Origin of the sequence: Methanogenium cariaci JCM 10550 (genome assembly GCF_001315945.1) — an archaeon.
Lineage (GTDB): Archaea > Halobacteriota > Methanomicrobia > Methanomicrobiales > Methanomicrobiaceae > Methanogenium > Methanogenium cariaci.
The window spans coordinates 47851-64871 of sequence record NZ_BBBG01000006.1; the positions used below are offsets into that span (position 1 = coordinate 47851).

The following is a 17021-nucleotide window of genomic DNA, read 5'->3' on the forward strand; positions in this document are numbered from 1 at the left end:
CAGGTTTTTGGGAATCGTCACCACCACTTTCACCAGCAGATCCCCCCCCGCCTGTCCGAACCCAGAAACGGCATGCCCTGTCCTTTCAGGCGGAAGGTGGTATGGCTCTGGGTACCCGCGGGAATCGTCAGGCGTGCGGTCCCTGTGAGGGTCGGCACTGTGATCTCCCCCCCGCCGAGAAGTGCTGTTCTCAGTCCGATGGCAGTCCTGCTCTGGAGGTCTGTGCCGTGCCGCTCAAACGAGGGATTTTTGGTCACATGCACAACGGCATACAGATCCCCCCCCGGCGCCCTGCTGCATGCCGGGTTCCCCCCCTCGCCTGCAATGCGCAGAAACTGGCCGTCTCTCACCCCCCCGCGGGGAATGGACACCTCAATGCGCCGGGTCTTTTGTATCGTCCCTCTCCCCCCCTGGCAGGTCTCACAGACCTTTCCGATGATCTTCCCCCCCGTCCGCCGCAATCCGGACACGGGGGGGCGATGGTCATCACCTGCCGCCCGCCGCTCTGCTGCACCCGGCGCAGCTCACCGGTTCCCCGGCAGGTGGGACAGTCCCGCATAAATCCGGGTTGTCCCCCGGTGCCATGACAGGTCGTGCACTCGTAATCATGCGGGACTTCAACAGTGTTTTTTATACCATAGAATGCGTCTGTCAGGGAGATACTGATATCATACCGGAGATCGGCCCCCCCGCCCGGCTTTGTGGCCTTCCGGCCTGTCCCGTCCTCCCGGAAAAGACGTCAAAGATATCTCCCAGACCAAAGTCCCGGAAGAGATCGTCATAGCTGGGAGTCCGATACCCGGCGACGTCCTCCGGGGGGGTGAACGCGGCATGTCCCACCTGATCATACTCGGCTTTTTTCTGCGGATCGCTGAGCACCTGGTAGGCCTCATTGATCTCCTTGAACTTCTCCTCGGCCTCTTTGCTGCCTTCATTGAGGTCGGGATGATATTTCCGTGCCAGCTGCCTGAACGATTTTTTGATATCATCCGGCGATGCATCCCGGCCGACGCCCAGCGTTTCGTAGTAATCCTTTTTTCCCATCAATCTGTAAAAAACGATTATTTGTCGTGGACCTCAAAATCGGCATCCACCACATCTTCACCGCTCTTCCCTTCTTCTGCCTGTCCTTCACTACTCGCATACCCGGTCTCCGGACCTGCTGCCTGTGCCTGCTGCTGCGCAGACTGCTGGTATACCGCGGAACCGGCCTCACTCAGCACATCCCGGAGACGGTCGGTCTCTGATTTGATTTTTTGGGTATCCTTCTCTTCCAGTGCCGCCTTCAGGGTGGTGATCGCCGTGTTCACCTTGTCAGTCAGTTCGGGATTCAGTTTGTCGGAGAGTTCCGCGAGTGTCTTTTCTGCCGTATAGATCAGGGAATCTGCCGTGTTGCGGACCTCGACCTCATCTTTTCGTCTGCGATCCTCCTCTTCATACTGTTCTGCCTGATTCACCATCGTATCGACATCTTTTTCCGAGAGTTTTGTCGATGCCGTAATCGTCATCTTCTGCTCCTTGCCTGTCCCAAGGTCTTTTGCGGAGACATTGAGGATGCCGGAGGAGTCAATATCAAACGTGACCTCTATCTGGGGGGGAATGCCCCGTGGTGCAGGGGGGGGATGCCGACGAGATTAAACTGTCCGAGGCTCACATTGTCGGCTGCCATGGGCCGTTCTCCCTGGAGCACATGCACGGTGACCGAGGTCTGGACATCGGCTGCGGTCGTGAAGATCTGGCTTTTTTTGGTCGGGATGGTGGTATTTCTCTCAATCAGTTCGGTCCGGACGCCCCGAGCGTCTCGATGCCGAGCGTTAGGGGGGGGTGACATCAAGGAGCACCATGTCGGTGATCTCTCCCCCCCGAGAATCGCCCCCCCTGAATGGCTGCCCCCCCCATCGCGACACATTCCATCGGGTCAATCCCGCGTTCCGGTTTTCTCCCGATATGACTCTCAATAAATGTCTGCACCGTGGGCATCCTCGTCGGGCCGCCGACAAGGATGACCTTCTGGATATCGTCCTTTGTCAGTTTGGCGTCCTTGAGTGCCTGTTCGAACGGGTGGACGCAGCGTTTGATCGTCGGTTCGACGAGCTGTTCGAGTTTTGACCGGGTCAGTTTCATTGAGAGGTGTTTCGGGCCTTCCTGTGTTGCAGAGACATACGGGAGGTTGATCTCGGTTTCAAGGACGGTTGAAAGTTCTATTTTTGCCTTTTCCGCCGCTTCTTTGACCCGGTTGACGGCCATCTTGTCATTCCGGATATCGACTCCCTCCAGTCTCTTGAACTCAGAGGCAATCCATTCGTAAACGGCATTGTCCATGTCGGTGCCGCCGAGATGGGTGTCCCCGGACGTGGCGAGAACCGTGAAGGTCCCGCCGCCGAACTCCATAATTGTCACATCCAGCGTCCCGCCGCCCAGGTCAAAGACGAGAATTTTATACTCTCCGCCCCGGTCCAGTCCGTATGCCATTGATGCCGCGGTGGGCTCGTTTACCAGCCGGACCACATCCAGACCGGCAATTTTCCCGGCGTCCTTTGTTGCGGTTCTCTGGTTGTCGTTAAAATACGCAGGTACGGTGATCACCGCCTTTGAGACGGTTTCTCCCAGAAATGCCTCTGCATCCCGTTTTATTTTCTTTAACAAAAACCCGGAGATCTGCTGGGGGGGGTGTAGTCCTTGTTGTGGATATGGTAGACATGATCGGTGCCGATCTTCCGCTTGGCTGCGGTGACGGTACCATCAGGGTTACTGACCATCTGCCTGCGTGCCGGTTCCCCGACAAGCAGCTGGTCGTCTGCTGTGAATGCCACATAAGAGGGAAACATCTTCCCCGCGACGGTGGCTCCTTCTGCCGAGGGGGGATGATGGTGGGTTTGCCACCCACCATCACCGCCGCCTCGCTGTTGGATGTTCCCAGGTCTATTCCGATTATCTTTTCTTTACCCATTTTCCTCACCTTTTTTTCCTGAAACCTGTTCTGCAACCATGACTTTCGATGGGCGGATCACCTTTGCATTCAGCACATATCCTTTGCCAATCTCTTCGACAATGGTGTCAGCATCTTCTGTACACCGTTTTCTGCAGACGACCTCATGAACCAGCGGGTCGGGTTTTTTCCCCAGACACTCAATCGGTTCCAACCCGTACCCCGCCAGAATTTTCACCATCTTCTGGTATACCATACGGATGCCATCCCGGTTTTTTTCATTTTCAAGTGATGGCAGCGACTGTTCAAAATCGTCAAGGATGACGAGGAGTTCAGTTATGAGGTTCTCGTTTGCGTGGGTAATGACTGACCCTTTCTCTTTTTCAGACCATTTCCGGTAATTGTCAAAATCAGCCTGGAGATACAACAGCCGTTCCCGACGCTCTTCTGCGAGACGGGTCATCTCTGCGAGTTCTTTTTCCAGCTGTTCGGTATCTCGGCCCGGTGTTTGGTTTCCGGCTTTCCCTGATCTGCCGCCATTAAGGAAGTGCTTTCACTCTCTCCTGATATTTATGGTTTGCCTCGCCGTGGCTGGTTTTGCTACACGGTCGGGGGATGACAGATAGCTCCGGCATCTATTGGATGGGATAAATCGAATCAAAGGAAAGGAGGGAAGAGACGGAGGAAATAAAAAAATACCCTGTTTTTTGGTCCCTTAGCCGTTTGTCTGGATTCTGATTTGAAGGGCTTTTTCCTCTACCCGGTGACAATCACGTCAAAATGGCCTCCGCCATAATACATTCCTTCCCATGTTTCATGAACCAAAAAGACATACTCTCCCGGCGGGGGTGGCAGCCGCGGTGGAGACGGTGATCGTCGGGTAGTAGGTCTCTTTCGGGTAGGTCATGAAATCAGCGGGGGGGGTGATGGAGAGTTCCATCCCGTCCGGTATGGGCAGGGTGGCAGCAAGACTGGTATCCCCGGAAACACGGGAGACGATACTCAGGTGCACCATGCCGTAGCCTTTCTCTCGTGATTCTGCTACAATATTTCCGGTATTCTCTGTCCCTGCCTTCAAGGTGATGTGGTCCGGCCAGAATATCACCGGGGGGGTGCCGAAGTGGGACTTGCCGGGTGTGATGAGTTCACCCGGCCCGCGGGTTTGTGTTGGCGTCGGCGTTGCAGGGCCAGTGAAGGGCGCTACCGACCGGGCGACTTTGTGCAGTTCACTGGTATTGAGGTTCCCCCCCGGAGCCAGTATGACGTGTTGTCGTCTGTGGTCCATGAGATCTGAGTCTCGCCGACTTTCGCCTCTGCGCCGTTCACCATCACGGTGGTGTATTTCGGCATGGAGATGGCAAAGGCCCAGGGCGGGTCACCGGCACAGGTCTGCACCAGCATCAGCCGGTCGTCAATGCCGGTATAGGATATGTACCGCCGAGGGCAGGGCTCGCCAAAGACCTGCACTCTGGTAAATCCATATCCCTCCGGCACATAGTATGGGGGGGCCGAAAGTCTGCATGCAGGGCCGGGGGGGGCCGTTGCCGCCGCTTCCAGTGAGAAATATTCCTCCGGCGGGCCGGTCTGTATGCAGGGCATGGGGGGGTCTTTGATCCATTGCCAATAGTGTTTGACAACAACACTGTTTGGCACGTCAACGAATACATGGTAGACGGACGACTGGTTGGTGACGCGGAATGTCACCTCGGTGCCGCTCCATGAGATGGTTCCATCCGGCCCGGTTGCTTTATATCGGCCGGGCCTCGCATCCACGATTTCATACGCCCCCCCGGTATCGACGGGGGATGTTCTCCTGCACCTCCGGGTCGGCGAGAGCGATGGCGATGGCCCGTTCTGTCTCGTTCATTGCCGGGGGTATCCGCCCCCCCGTCATTATCCATACACCCGGCGACGAGCACCAGAGTAAGGCAGGCAATACCTGCCCATACCTGCCATCCGTTCATCCCCTTCATAAGGTGAGTCTGCCACGGTTGTCCCGAAAAGGATTCCCCCCGGAGATGCATGAGAAAAAAAGGTGACGAACTGTTGGTCGGTGTGTGCCCGGTGTTACTCCCCCCCCGTCAACGGCATGTCACAGCGGGGGGGGCACTTCATACTCCAGCAGGGAACTTCAGGAGTCCTCGTTGTTTCATACCCACACAGGGGGGGGCAGGTGCATTTTTTCGGCGGGCTGCCGCGATGCGGCGCTTCTCTCTCAAACGGAATATCTCTCATGGGTATGATGGTCTGTATCGCCTGAATCCTCTTATGCATTTCTGCCCGTTCATCCTGTGCAGGCGGCCATCAGGTGAGCATTCATGCTGTATGCCTGCAGACCTTGTCTACTATCATGACTCCGAACGGCGAGAAGAGAAGCGGGCAGCCCGGCGTTTTGCGCCTCCGTGAGAAAGGGGGGGTAGTTTCCCTGAGAGCAAAGGCCAGTGCGGCATATTCTCCGCCGGTGAACTGGAGGCCCTTGCAAAGACCGCACGGGACTACGGGCGGGGGGGCGAGGTCTGCACGACTGCCCGGCTGAATATTGAGATTCCGGGCATTCAAAGAACGGATGTCCCGGACGCTACAGCTGCCCTCTCTGCGGCGGGTCTTGTGTTGGGAAGCACCGGCCCGTCGGTGCGTTCGGTCGTCTCCTGCAAAGGCACCATCTGCCGCCATGGCTGCTGCGATACCTTCGGCCTTGCCCGGCAGCTTGAAGAAAAAGAGGGGGGGGCCGACCTCTCCCCCCGGAAACTGAAGATTGCCCTTGCGGGCTGTCCGAACAACTGCTCACGGGTGCAGTTCAACGACATCGGATTCATGGGGGGGCACCGCTTCCCTCGTTTTGACGAGGAGGGATGCAACCGGTGTGGTGCCTGTGAGACGGTCTGCAAAGAGAATGCCATCACCATCGGGGATGACGGCCTTGTCTTCTCTGCGGAACGCTGCATCGGGTGCGGCGACTGCATCACCACCTGTCCGAAGGATGCCATCGGTATTGCAGAGGAAGGGCTCTCTCTCTTTCTCGGCGGCCGGGCCGGGCGAAGGATACGTCTCGGCACCGAGGTGAAGGGTCGTGTTGCAGAAGCGGATGCTGCGGAACTCACCGAACGGATCATTACGTATTTCGCCGCCCATACCCGTGACGGTGAACGGTTGGGCAGGTAATGGAGCGGCTGGGAGAACAGGCCGTCCTCAGCGATCTCGGTCTGGATGCCTGAGAGAAATGGGGGATTCCCCCCCGGAACCCGGCTCTTTTTGTATACAGCTCACTCTTTTGGATGCGGTTTCTTTTCTGACCTCAGCCAGCGTACGCCCAGATAACAGAACGGGGTGTCACACAGGGCGACTCCCACCTTCAGCAACCAGTAGGGGATGATCAAAGAAACAATGAACCCTGCGGTATACATCGGGGCGGCTCCGTAGAATGCAATGAACATGAAGAGCGTGGTATCGGCCAGCTGACTGAATACGGTCGAGACATTGTTTCTCAGCCAGAGGTGTTTCCCACCGGTCTTCTCCTTGAGCATGTGGAACGCCCAGACATCATGGGTCTGGCTGATGGCAAAGGAGATGATGCTTGCAATGATGATGCGGACGGAACTGCCGAATACCTCTGTATAACTCTCTCCGAAGGGATAGCGGTCTGCGGCGGGCAGGGCAACGGAGAGCACCGTCAGAAGCAGGGTAAAAACAAGAGCGGCAACACCTGCGGCCACCAATGCAGAAGAGAGGCGTTTGCCGTGCACATCTGCGATGATATCCGTCACCAGAAAGGTGATCGGGTAGGAGATGATCCCGACAGCAACGACGATACCCGCAATCTCAACGATCTTGTTGCCAAGCAGGTTGGCGGCGACCAGTGCGGCAATATATAGTGCGATTAAAAACAGTGTCTTCTCTTCTATCGTCCTTAAAATAGCAAATCACCTTATTAATTCCATGAATGTCAGAATGCTGCATTACATGTCGTAATCCGGAGAAATAAAGGAATTCATCAGAGGTGAAATATATTGAGGTATCTGTCCGGATATGCTGCCGCAGTTTTTCACTATACGCCCTTTTGCCCATGAATCACGATTGGCAGCCGGGGATCTTTCCGGGCCACCGTCGGTCGGGAAATAACCCCCCCGGACACCGGTATCTCACAACCCTTTATTATAGTATAAATGCATCTCTTCCCCCCCGAGTGATCGTATGAACCGTCCCCCCCGGCTCATTGTTGCTGTCATCGCCCTTCTGGCCATTGTACTGGTTGTGTTCGGTTTCCTCGGCGACTGGTACTGGTTTACTGCCGTCGGGTATGAGGATGTATTCCTCTCGATTCTGTCGATTCGGATCGTGCTGTTTCTCATCGCGTCTGCGGTATTCTTTGGATTTGCCTATGTGAATATCCGGTATGCGGCCAAAAACGCTGCCCGCATGCAGGGAGAGTCCACGGACGGGTTTTCGATTGCTGTCTTCTTTGCCGGGTTATTGGCGTTCTTTACCGGGCTGAGTGCCTCCGGTGCGTGGGATACCGTATTTAAATATCTGAATCAGGCCCCCCCGTTTGGTATCTCAGACCCGATATTCGGGTTTGACGTCGGATTTTATGTATTTTCACTCCCGTTCTACAACCTTCTTCTGAATCTTTGTATCGTCCTCTTTATCCTGACTCTGATACTCTCCGCCCTTCCCTATCTCCTGAATCTTCCCGGCGATATCTTAAGAAGCAAGATCTTCTCCCGGCCGGAAGGGGGGGAGGGGGGGAAACTGAATATGTGGATGTTTCTCCCTTCACCCGGATGCTGAAGGCATATCTTCCGCAGTTAAACGCCCTGCTCTTTCTCACCTTCGCTGGTCTTGCCCTCCGTCTCTGGCTTGCCCGGTTTGATCTGCTCTTCTCTGAGACCGGTGCGGTGGTCGGGGCCGGGTATACCGCAGTTCATATCACCCTTCCGGTGCTCACCATCCTTTCCGGTGTGGGCTTCGTCATCGGTGTCGGGTTTCTGGTCAATGAGAAGTTCGAACGCATTGAAGTCATCACCTATGGCATTGCCGCCTTTGTTGCGATCGCGTTTATCGGGATGGTGGCAGGCGTGGTTGTGCAGACGTTGATCGTTGAACCCGATGAGCTGAATCTGGAGGAGGAATATCTCAACTATAACATCGGCTTCACCCTTGCCGCCTACGACCTTGATACGGCTGATGAGGCACTCTTCCCGGTTGCGTATAACCTTACGGCAGCCGACATCAGGGAGAACAGCGCCACCATCAAGAACATCCGTCTCTGGGACTGGCGGCCGCTCAAGACCACCTACGAACAGCTGCAGCTCTTCCGGACCTACTATGATTTCAACGATATCGATGTGGACCGCTATCACTTCGACGGCACCTACAAGGAGGTGCTTGTCTCGGCGCGGGAGATGAACATACGGGGTCTCCAGCCGCAGGCGCAGACGTGGGTAAACACCCATCTGATCTATACTCACGGCTACGGGGCGGTGATGAACCCGGTCGATGAAGTGACGGACGACGGCCTGCCGGTCTTCTATCTCAAGGATATCCCACCGGTCTCGCCCTATTTCACGCTTGACGAGCCACGGATTTATTATGGCGAGGAGACAGGCAACTATGTGGTGACCGATACCACCACCGACGAGTTTGACTATCCGGCCGAGACCAGAACGCCTACCATATATATGACGGTACCGGCGGTGTTGGTCTGGATAATCTGGTAACACGACTCATCTATGCACTGAAATTCGGGTCTGTCGAGCTTTTGGTGTCAGGTTCGCTCACGGATAAGAGCAAAATCCTCTTCCACCGGAGTATCGCCGACCGTGCACGGACCATCGCTCCGTTTCTCTCCTATGATGCTGACCCCCCCTACATCGTGGTGGTCGATGACCGCCTCTACTGGATCATTGATGCCTACACCACTGCGAACCGTTTCCCATATTCGGAACCGTATTCTGTCTCGACGGTCGGGGGCCAGCGGCTGAACTACATCCGGAACAGTGTGAAAGTGGTCGTTGATGCCTACAACGGGGATGTTACCTACTATGTCGTTGATCCCGAAGACCCGCTCATTCGGACTTATGACAATATCTTCCCCCCCGGCTTCTTCAAAGCGTTTGCAGAGATGCCCGACGCTCTGAAGGGCCATGTCCGCTATCCGCAGGGGCTCTTTCAGGTGCAGGCAGCGCTCTATGCCACCTATCACATGAAGGACCCGCGTGTCTTCTACAACAAAGAGGACGCATGGGTCATCCCGGACGAAATATATCGGGGCTCCCGTCAGCGGATGGATCCCTACTATGTCATCATGAATCTGCCCGGTGAGGAGGCGGAGGAGTTCATCCTGATGCTTCCCTTCACCCCCCCGAGAAACAAGGAGAATATGATCGGCTGGATGGCTGCCCGGTCAGACGGGGCTGCCTATGGCTCTCTTGTTGTCTACCAGTTCTCCAAGCAGGAGCTCACCTACGGGCCGATGCAGATTGAGGCACGAATTGATCAGGATACCGAGATATCGCAGGACATTACGCTCTGGTCGCAGTCGGGTTCGTCGGTGCTCCGGGGCAATACGCTCGTCATACCCATCGAGGATTCGATCATCTATGTCGAACCTCTGTACCTGGAGGCAACGGAGAAGGGGACGCTCCCGCAGCTCAAGCGGGTGATCGTTGCCTATGGTGACCGGCTGACGATGCAGGATACGCTGGGTGAGGCGCTGGCGGTCATCTTCGGTGGTGAGACAGGTGATATCAGCGATACCGGAGAGGCTGGTATCGGTGACCTGCCGCCGGTGAGCGAGAACGACCGGGAGAAGCTTGTCCGGATTGCCGAACTCTATGATCTGGCCAGCCAGGCCCTCGATGATGGGGGGGATCTCGGCCTCTATCAGAAATATTTCGATGAGATTGGCAGGGTTGCGGCATCCTGAATCCTCTGTCACAAACCGCATCCTTTCTTTCGTTCGAAGTCCAACTATTTTTCAGGAGTATACGAGATGAATACTGAGCACGAGCGCGCTGTAATAGACGAGGCCGTCCGCACCTGCACCCGCTGCCCTCTCGCGGAGACACGAACCAACGCCGTTCCGGGCGAGGGGCCCGTTCCCGCCCGCATCCTGTTCATTGGCGAGGCGCCCGGCAGGAATGAAGATACTAAAGGTGTCCCCCCTTTGTGGGCCGGGCCGGGAACATCCTCAATGGCCTCCTTGAAGAGATCGGCGTTGTCCGGGATGAGGTCTTCATCACCAATATCGTCAAGTGCCGTCCGCCCAAGAATCGTGACCCGAACCCGGAGGAGATTGAGGCCTGTCGACCCTACCTTGACAGCCAGCTCTCCCTTATTCGTCCAATGGTGATCGTCCCCCCCCTTGGGCGGTTTGCGATGCGCTGGGTGCTTGAGTCCTATGGCATTGCCCCCGGCCCCCCCATATCAGAGGTGCATGGCAAAATCTTTCGGATCCAGACGATCACCGGTGAGCGGGTTGTTATTCCTGTCTATCACCCGGCGGCCACTATCTACCGGCCCGCGTTCCGTGAGATACTTGCGGCGGACTTCGAGACCATCCGGAGTGTGATCGAAGACCCCCGGCCCGTGACGGAGTGATGCAATGAAGGTCATCGGGATCACCGGGAGTCCGCGGGCAGGCGGGAACACCGATACCCTGCTCAAAGCACTTCTGGAGGGGGGGGCAGCCTCTGAGGGAGTTGAAACGGAGGCTGTTTCTCTTCGCGACTACACCATTGCTCCCTGCACGGGATGTGAACGCTGCCGAAAAGATCTCACCTGCACCCGGTTTTACGACGGCATGCACCTTCTCTATCCGAAGATTGAGGAGGCAGATGGCATCATTCTTGGTTCGCCTACCTACAACTACAATATCACCCCCCCGGAGATGAAGGCTTTCATTGACCGCCTTTACCCCCCCTACTACCGGTTCACGGGAGTTCGGCCTGGTCCGTATTCGAGCTTTTTTACCAGCCTTGGCAGGAAGGCGCTGGTCTTTTCGGTGGCCGAGCAGACAAAACCTGCAGAACGGGGCTTTGTCATAGAAGCGATGCAGCGACCGCTTGAGGCACTGGGTTTTGAGGTGACAGATACTCTGCCGGCTGAAGGTTACTTTGAGAAGAGAGCAATCGCCGGGGACTCCGCCGTGCAGGAAAGGGCACGGGAGGCCGGAAGGCGGTTTGCCCGTGGGCTTATCTGAACGGGCTGACTGTTTTCTGCCTTTTCCAGACGTTTTGGGGTCACCTGTCTCATCCCTGTTTTTTGTCACCCTTTTTCACCCTCTTTGCCTCCCTGTGTTTGGGAATCGGGAGGTGATATGGACGTATATTTTGCTCTTTTTTACTGCCGGAAAAAAGACGCATGTAATGCCTTTTATTTGCTAAAAATACGGATGATTGCAGACTACTGAGGGGGGGTCGCTATTGGTGGGCATTTTGGGAGGATGTATTACCGTCTCGACTGAGAACTGCCCACTCCGGGCTTCTGTGTGGACATGTTTTTCCGGGGGCACAGGATCTATTTGGGTTATTTAGGCATTGCTTAACCAGGTGCCAGGATTTTGTCCAAAGTAATGAGAATCATACACTGCAGCTGAGAACAAACAACAAATCCGGTGCCCATCACTCAGAAAATAATATGAATTCCGTGTTATATTCCGGTTGTCGCGGGTCCGGATACTTCAACATTCACCACAAGGAGTCCCCCCCGGTCTTTAGGCTGGGGTAGTTGACAGGTTGTTTATCTCAAAGAAGGAAAGGGTGCATCAACAGTCCGCAGATTAAAATCCGATCTCTCAGAGTATCGGAAAATTCCTGTCAATATATCTCAAATCTGTTGTAATACGTCTCCTGCATTTATTCGTGGAATAACAGATGATTTTCCCAAAGCAGAGATCACATTCGATAAATCTCGCATTATGAAAATCGAGAATGATATGGTGGATTCGGTCAGAAGAGACGAACCGAGAGGAACAATAGACTGCTCAAAAAATATGATACATCCGGCTGAAAAATCCGTCTCGATGAATTACAAAGCGACAAAAAAACGGGGGGGAACTCTTAAAGAGATGAATTTGAAGATGGCAGGAGCATATAGTACCTCTATAGGCCAAATGGCAAATCTGGTTTATCCACTGTTCAAAGATGGACAATTAAATTAAAAATAATTTGTTCTTAATTAAATAATATTTATCTTAGATGTGATGATGTATGCTCAAAAGTGGGTTGCTGTGGGGGGGAGTTCGTTTTTTCAGCAGGATCGAATAGAATTTAGAGTTCCAGGTATTTGGAAAATAGTCTTCAAATCTCTCCTGACCTTGGGCTTAAATTTCAGACGGCGCAGGCGTTTTGGGAATATAATTCACCTTTAATTCGTACGGATGGCCGACTGTCAAATTCAATGCTGGCTTTTTTGGAGGTTTAGGAGGATAAACTACTTTCGTGGGCCAAATGGCGACCTATATAAGGGCAATCCACTTATTGAAGACGAATGACAATATTAAAATAAATTGATGTAGATCAAATTAAATTGTCCATTCCTGTGATAATGTATAACCACAAGGGAGCTGCTGTTCAAATTCATCTTTTTCAGCAGGATTATACAGGTCTGGGCAGATTTGGAGTTATGGGAGTATACTATATGTTACACTATCTTTGTGGATCTTTTGATAGTGATTTAGCATCATGTCACCCCCATTTGTCCAATAATTTAAATCAGATAATTGGAGGAATTAACAAATGAAAAGAACAATGATGCTCTTAATTGCAGCATTAATGGTGCTGGCGATTTGTGTGCCGGCGGCAATGGCAGCAGACTATCCTCAGAATGGGCAGTTCATAGCATTCTATGATGAAGATCAGATTGCAAAGGACAGCTCTTCATCAAAAGATGGAGGTACAACCTTTGTTAACCCTGATGCGACGAAGAAGGCGACTACACTTGTCAGCACAGTTACGAGAACCGATCCGGGAAATGACTGGCCGCAGTTTCATCGTTACGTGAAAAATGCAGGCAACTCTCCATGCAATGCTCTTCCGCAGAGCAACCCTACAGTATATGATTTTGATGACCGAGAGGTCATAGGTACTATCAACCCGGTAATAGAGAACGGTAAAATTCTTGTTTTAACAGGCTATTCGGGATTCGACGAGCCTCAGGCCCTTACGGAGATCAACCTGACATGTATCTATGAGAACAATATGACTGTCGCCTGGGACTTTGCACTTCCACGCACTGTCCACTACGGTTCATGGTCGTCACCGGCAACCGACGGGACATATGCCTATGCGGCATCTGACAACAAATTATACTGTGTCAACCTTGCAACCGGGACAGAAGTCTGGAACTTCACGACACTCAAGTCGGCATCCTGCAACGGCGGCCCGACTATTGGCGGGAACTATGTCTTCTGCAGTGACTGGGATTCAAGCAACTGCAACTACTACTGTCTTGACAAGGACGATGGTGGCCTGAACTGGATATTCAATGACTCCTGTACAACAAAAGATTCGGGGGTATTTCCAGGCAACACCTGCGTATGAATCTGTCAGCGGTAATGAGTATGTGTACCTGACCGGATGGGGATATAACAACGTTTCCCAGCAGGCAGGCTACCTGTACAAGGTCAATGTGGCCACCGGAGCAGAGGTATGGAGTGTGGAGGAATCAGGAAAAGGTGCTTTCTGCGGCTCCCCCCCTGCTTTAGATTGCTCAAATGTCTATGTGACATCATATGATTTCTCTACTGATGGATATCTGTTTAAGTATTCGAAGAGAAATGGTGCTTCTGCGGGTAGTGTACAGATTGAACGCACCGATGCCACGCCTGCCATAGATACTACGAACGGCCTCATTTATGTGTCCGGCGGATGGAACGGTGGTGACTGGGGGGGCAGTACACCTCCGGGTGTCAGATGTTTCTACACGAACAACCTGACACAGAAGTGGGGGGGCAGAGTAAATGAAAGCATGGGCGGATGGACATGCTCCGTATCCCTTGGGGGGGACGGACTGGCGTTTGTCGGAAAGGAGTCGGGCGACATGAATTCATTCTGTTACAACACGACATATGCCCTCAATGCATTGACTGGTGAGACTGAGTGGTCCTATTCACAAGGGGGCGCAACCGCGGCCATTGCAAATGATAAGATTTACACAGTCGGAAACAACGGTCACCTCTATAGATTCAGCTGATCCTGCAATGTTTCAGTGGCAGTATAAGGGATGACTTTGTCATCTCTTTTTACATGATCCTGTGCAAGGATCCTCCTTACACCGGATCATGATTTTCCTGTCCATCACAATTCTCATCTCATGTAAAATCTTAATTCGTTCATCAATAAGGAATGAAATTGTGTCAAACGCCTTTTATGAAACCGTTCTTTGAAGTCTCCAACTATAGGGAGGTTTTGATATCACTTCCCTCGTTAAAATCTTCGCGGGCAAAAGATCTATGCAGGATTATCATGTCTATATCCATTTTTGAACGGTTTTTTCTGCAAGATTTAACGATTTTGCGATTATAGATCTAAATATTTTCTTACCTTTCCGGATATCAATTCTGCACACCCGATATATTATTCCGCATCCTCTTCAAAATATTCGGATGGCGTCAAAGCGAAAATCCCTGGGTCTGGTCGTTTCGTGAAGTGAATGTGTAGGGGGGGTTGCGAACCGAAGGGGCTTTGCCCCCCTTTCGAAACCCCCCCGGAGACAATTTCAGAATCTGAATCATATTCAAAACGATGTAATGATTCAGAATTCAGGACAATCTAACGGCCCTGTAAAATGAACAGCTCCCGGTAAACGGAAGCCAAAAAATATAAAAAGATTTTTATTAGGATTGGTGCTTTTATTCGTCTTCATCCGGGATTGGTTATATTTGCCTCCGAAAATCTGTTTCTTATCAGTTCGTATCCGGGTAGACAAGGCTCATCAGCAAACTCAAAATACCTCCTCGTCATCATTGGGGGGGTTGGTGCTGTAGACAAGGTCTCCGCGTGCAAGAATCTGACCTGATGGTCTGTGGGATAGTATCCACTCGTTGCCGGTACCCGGTTCGATTCCAAAACTTTGTCTTACGCCGTCATTATAGGAATTTATTGCCCATGCTTTGCACGTTGGGGGGGTTCTCCCATCCATTGCGACTTCAAACCGGTCTCCTGTACGTATGATCGTATCATCGGAGTTTCGGGGGGGTTTATCTTGGTGAAATATCCCTCCTTGTTAATACTGCCTGCAATAGATTGTTCATATTCTGTCAACAAATCATCAAGATCATTTTCAGTGTAGCCTCCTGATATATCGAGTCCGGTATATGTGATGGTCTTTGTCCATGGTCCATATTCGTCCGAGCCTTCAATAACCTGAACTATGTCTCCTGAACTGTACTCCGAGCCGGGAATTCTTGCATAGGATGAGCCCGATCCCCCTCTTTTGGAACTATAATCTATTACAATGCCGAGATCGTTTGAGCTGAATCCCATCTGGAGGTCTTTGAGATCGATAGGATCTCCTCCCGTGTGAGTAAATACAAGGCCTTGTGGATCTCCTGCCTCCAGCAGAATGCTGATTCCTCCGTGACCTATGGCATAATCCTGCTCACTTACAAAACCGTCATCGTGCCAGATCCAATGTTCATGGGCCATCGAATCTATGTTGATGGTTTTATATGTTGTTCCAGTTGTACTGAAATCCATCACAGGTTCTGAAAAAGTTACACTCGGCCTGTCTTCTTGTCCATTCCCATATCGCCGGCGAAGCCTGAGACTACCGCTGCGATTATTATTGTCACAACAAGCATCAGCATCACGCCGATGACAGGTGATACTGCCTCCTGTCTGAGACAATTATTTTTATGTTTCATTTTAATCTCCTGAAAAAATGTAATTTTAAGTCCAAATTGAAAAAAATTTGGCTGGATTACATAAGTTATCTCAGTACAAATTCTCCCATCTGGATCGCCTTTGCACTCTCCTTGTCAAGTATCATGTAATCGATATGGCCGTAGTACGGGATTGTAAAGTTTGCCGCCGCAGATGCAGGCTCAAACACGAATACATTATCGGACGCATCGTTTTCATCGCAGGTAAGAACCAGCCTGTCCCCTCCTGTTATAAAGCCGTCCGCATCACCGCCCATCTCGGTTAGATAATTAAAATTGGCATGGCCGGTCATATTGTCAAGGTTTGAAAGGATGATGCTTTTGTCATCGTATTCGAGCTGGACAAGGATCTCGTCAAGCATCAGTTCATTGCCGCCTGTCTGGTGAAAGGCGATTGTGCCGTTGCCGTTTAGATTTGGGTGGACAGTGAATGCCGCATTCGGCACCTTGCTCTCCGACGACGTCATTCCGCCTGCAAATCCTGACACGACCGCCGCGATGATTATCGTAACGACTATCATCAGCATCACACCGATTACAGGCGACACTGCCTCTTCATTTTTCCTGTAAATTCCTTTCATTGTACCCTCACATCCTTGTCAAATACTGTCTTCTGCGAGTTTGTGTCCACAAGCCTTATGCAGATAATATCTCCAATCTCAATATCTGCAGGGTAAAGGTCTGTCACTGCATGAAATCCTTCCGCATTGCCGGTTGTAAGTATCTGTCCCGGATTCCACAGGAACTGTCCGAAATTCACTTCACTGTCGCCGACATCCCCCCCTACTTTTACATCTGTCAGGTACGGGACGGTTGCGCTTACCGAATCACCCTGCGAGTTGGTAAATCCGGCTGTTGATACTCCCTGTGTTCTTTTCTGGACAGGGTTGTCGCTTGAGTCGAAGTAGTCTATATAGAACCTCAGATCTCCTGTGTCAAGCGAATCTCCTGACATATGCTTTAAGGTCAGCACTGCATTGTCTGCATCTGTTTTTGTAATACTGCACTGTATCGCCGCCGTAGGTGCCATGTTCTGGTTATCGCTCATTCCACCTGCAAAGCCCGACACGATGGCAGCAATGATTACCGTCACGACCAGCATCAGCATTACGCCGATGACCGGTGATACTGCATCTTCATTTCTCTCTGATTTTTTCATAATTTCCATTTTTCCACCTAAATTCGTTCATTCATGATTTTTTGATATCT

General features: G+C 52.3%; 20 protein-coding genes and 3 pseudogenes. 9 read left to right on the top strand and 14 right to left on the bottom strand.

The genetic code is table 11. The annotated features are described in order from the left end of the window. Nucleotides 1-29: 29 nt before the first annotated feature. The 8 genes and pseudogenes from JCM10550_RS06975 to JCM10550_RS18460 all read right to left on the bottom strand — a co-directional run bounded on the left by JCM10550_RS06975 (nucleotide 30) and on the right by JCM10550_RS18460 (nucleotide 4865). Entirely contained in the window at nucleotides 30-371 is a 342-nt protein-coding gene (locus tag JCM10550_RS06975) for a J domain-containing protein (protein WP_172673801.1), read from the bottom strand. Then, nucleotides 347-559, bottom strand: coding sequence for a hypothetical protein (locus JCM10550_RS17000; protein WP_083475355.1), 213 nt, complete (start codon nucleotides 557-559; stop codon nucleotides 347-349). Before JCM10550_RS17000 ends, JCM10550_RS06975 begins: the two co-directional genes overlap by 25 nt. Before the next feature lie 92 nt (nucleotides 560-651). Continuing rightward, a complete protein-coding gene (locus tag JCM10550_RS06980; protein WP_062398002.1) occupies nucleotides 652-1044 on the bottom strand; it encodes a DnaJ domain-containing protein in 393 nt (130 codons plus the stop codon). Between the two features lie 17 nt (nucleotides 1045-1061). After that, a pseudogene (gene dnaK, locus JCM10550_RS24680) lies at nucleotides 1062-2950 on the bottom strand (molecular chaperone DnaK). Then, nucleotides 2943-3419 (bottom strand): annotated as a pseudogene (locus tag JCM10550_RS06990) (nucleotide exchange factor GrpE); the annotation flags it as partial. The pseudogenes JCM10550_RS06990 and dnaK, both read right to left, overlap by 8 nt. A gap of 324 nt (nucleotides 3420-3743) precedes the next feature. Then, on the bottom strand, nucleotides 3744-4214 hold the full coding sequence (locus tag JCM10550_RS18455) for a hypothetical protein (protein ID WP_157200027.1): 471 nt from the start codon (nucleotides 4212-4214) through the stop codon (nucleotides 3744-3746). Then, complete coding sequence (locus JCM10550_RS07000; protein WP_062398008.1) at nucleotides 4130-4702, bottom strand: hypothetical protein; 573 nt, start codon at nucleotides 4700-4702, stop codon at nucleotides 4130-4132. Before JCM10550_RS07000 ends, JCM10550_RS18455 begins: the two co-directional genes overlap by 85 nt. A gap of 4 nt (nucleotides 4703-4706) precedes the next feature. Beyond that, entirely contained in the window at nucleotides 4707-4865 is a 159-nt protein-coding gene (locus JCM10550_RS18460; protein ID WP_157200028.1) for a hypothetical protein, read from the bottom strand. 99 nt (nucleotides 4866-4964) lie between these two features. Here JCM10550_RS18460 and JCM10550_RS18465 point away from each other — a divergent pair, with 99 nt between their 5' ends. Continuing rightward, nucleotides 4965-5189, top strand: a complete 225-nt coding sequence (locus tag JCM10550_RS18465) for a hypothetical protein (protein ID WP_157200029.1) — start codon at nucleotides 4965-4967, stop codon at nucleotides 5187-5189. A 56-nt stretch (nucleotides 5190-5245) separates the two neighbouring features. Here the strand turns inward: JCM10550_RS18465 and JCM10550_RS22430 are convergent, their stop codons facing one another. Continuing rightward, a complete protein-coding gene (locus JCM10550_RS22430; protein WP_245618833.1) occupies nucleotides 5246-5488 on the bottom strand; it encodes a hypothetical protein in 243 nt (80 codons plus the stop codon). Between JCM10550_RS22430 and JCM10550_RS17005 the strand changes: the two genes are divergently transcribed. Continuing rightward, nucleotides 5396-6091: a 4Fe-4S binding protein gene (locus tag JCM10550_RS17005; protein WP_245618849.1), complete on the top strand. Its 696-nt coding sequence runs from the start codon at nucleotides 5396-5398 to the stop codon at nucleotides 6089-6091. The two genes, JCM10550_RS22430 and JCM10550_RS17005, sit on opposite strands and share 93 nt — an antisense overlap. Before the next feature lie 101 nt (nucleotides 6092-6192). Here the strand turns inward: JCM10550_RS17005 and JCM10550_RS07020 are convergent, their stop codons facing one another. Beyond that, a complete protein-coding gene (locus JCM10550_RS07020; protein ID WP_245618851.1) occupies nucleotides 6193-6756 on the bottom strand; it encodes a queuosine precursor transporter in 564 nt (187 codons plus the stop codon). 364 nt (nucleotides 6757-7120) lie between these two features. Between JCM10550_RS07020 and JCM10550_RS24685 the strand changes: the two genes are divergently transcribed. The 7 genes from JCM10550_RS24685 to JCM10550_RS07050 all read left to right on the top strand — a co-directional run bounded on the left by JCM10550_RS24685 (nucleotide 7121) and on the right by JCM10550_RS07050 (nucleotide 14122). After that, nucleotides 7121-7717, top strand: coding sequence for a UPF0182 family protein (locus JCM10550_RS24685; protein ID WP_281175308.1), 597 nt, complete (start codon nucleotides 7121-7123; stop codon nucleotides 7715-7717). Continuing rightward, nucleotides 7687-8646 (top strand): UPF0182 family protein, encoded by a 960-nt coding sequence (locus tag JCM10550_RS24690; RefSeq protein WP_281175309.1) that lies wholly within the window; start codon nucleotides 7687-7689, stop codon nucleotides 8644-8646. Before JCM10550_RS24685 ends, JCM10550_RS24690 begins: the two co-directional genes overlap by 31 nt. Further along, nucleotides 8640-9854: a UPF0182 family protein gene (locus JCM10550_RS24695; RefSeq protein ID WP_281175318.1), complete on the top strand. Its 1215-nt coding sequence runs from the start codon at nucleotides 8640-8642 to the stop codon at nucleotides 9852-9854. Before JCM10550_RS24690 ends, JCM10550_RS24695 begins: the two co-directional genes overlap by 7 nt. Nucleotides 9855-10096: 242 nt before the next feature. Next, a complete protein-coding gene (locus tag JCM10550_RS07030) occupies nucleotides 10097-10528 on the top strand; it encodes a uracil-DNA glycosylase (RefSeq protein ID WP_218185153.1) in 432 nt (143 codons plus the stop codon). A gap of 4 nt (nucleotides 10529-10532) precedes the next feature. After that, the gene (locus tag JCM10550_RS07035) at nucleotides 10533-11129 is read left to right on the top strand and encodes a flavodoxin family protein (RefSeq protein ID WP_062398017.1); all 597 of its coding nucleotides are present in this window, start codon (nucleotides 10533-10535) and stop codon (nucleotides 11127-11129) included. Between the two features lie 1537 nt (nucleotides 11130-12666). Continuing rightward, complete coding sequence (locus JCM10550_RS07045) at nucleotides 12667-13470, top strand: PQQ-binding-like beta-propeller repeat protein (RefSeq protein WP_083475356.1); 804 nt, start codon at nucleotides 12667-12669, stop codon at nucleotides 13468-13470. Nucleotides 13471-13492: 22 nt separating this feature from the next. Continuing rightward, nucleotides 13493-14122 (top strand): PQQ-binding-like beta-propeller repeat protein, encoded by a 630-nt coding sequence (locus JCM10550_RS07050; protein WP_062398023.1) that lies wholly within the window; start codon nucleotides 13493-13495, stop codon nucleotides 14120-14122. A 905-nt stretch (nucleotides 14123-15027) separates the two neighbouring features. Here JCM10550_RS07050 and JCM10550_RS07055 read toward each other — a convergent pair. The 4 genes and pseudogenes from JCM10550_RS07055 to JCM10550_RS07065 form a co-directional block, all read right to left on the bottom strand. After that, a complete protein-coding gene (locus tag JCM10550_RS07055) occupies nucleotides 15028-15630 on the bottom strand; it encodes a hypothetical protein (RefSeq protein ID WP_157200032.1) in 603 nt (200 codons plus the stop codon). Nucleotides 15631-15674: 44 nt separating this feature from the next. Further along, nucleotides 15675-15794 (bottom strand): annotated as a pseudogene (locus JCM10550_RS17010) (type IV pilin N-terminal domain-containing protein); the annotation flags it as partial. A gap of 65 nt (nucleotides 15795-15859) precedes the next feature. Then, nucleotides 15860-16393 carry a type IV pilin N-terminal domain-containing protein gene (locus tag JCM10550_RS20045; protein ID WP_062398028.1) on the bottom strand — a complete coding sequence of 178 codons (534 nt, stop codon included), beginning with the start codon at nucleotides 16391-16393 and terminating at the stop codon, nucleotides 15860-15862. Continuing rightward, nucleotides 16390-16971 carry a type IV pilin gene (locus JCM10550_RS07065; protein WP_157200033.1) on the bottom strand — a complete coding sequence of 194 codons (582 nt, stop codon included), beginning with the start codon at nucleotides 16969-16971 and terminating at the stop codon, nucleotides 16390-16392. Before JCM10550_RS07065 ends, JCM10550_RS20045 begins: the two co-directional genes overlap by 4 nt. Between the last annotated feature and the right edge of the window lie 50 nt (nucleotides 16972-17021).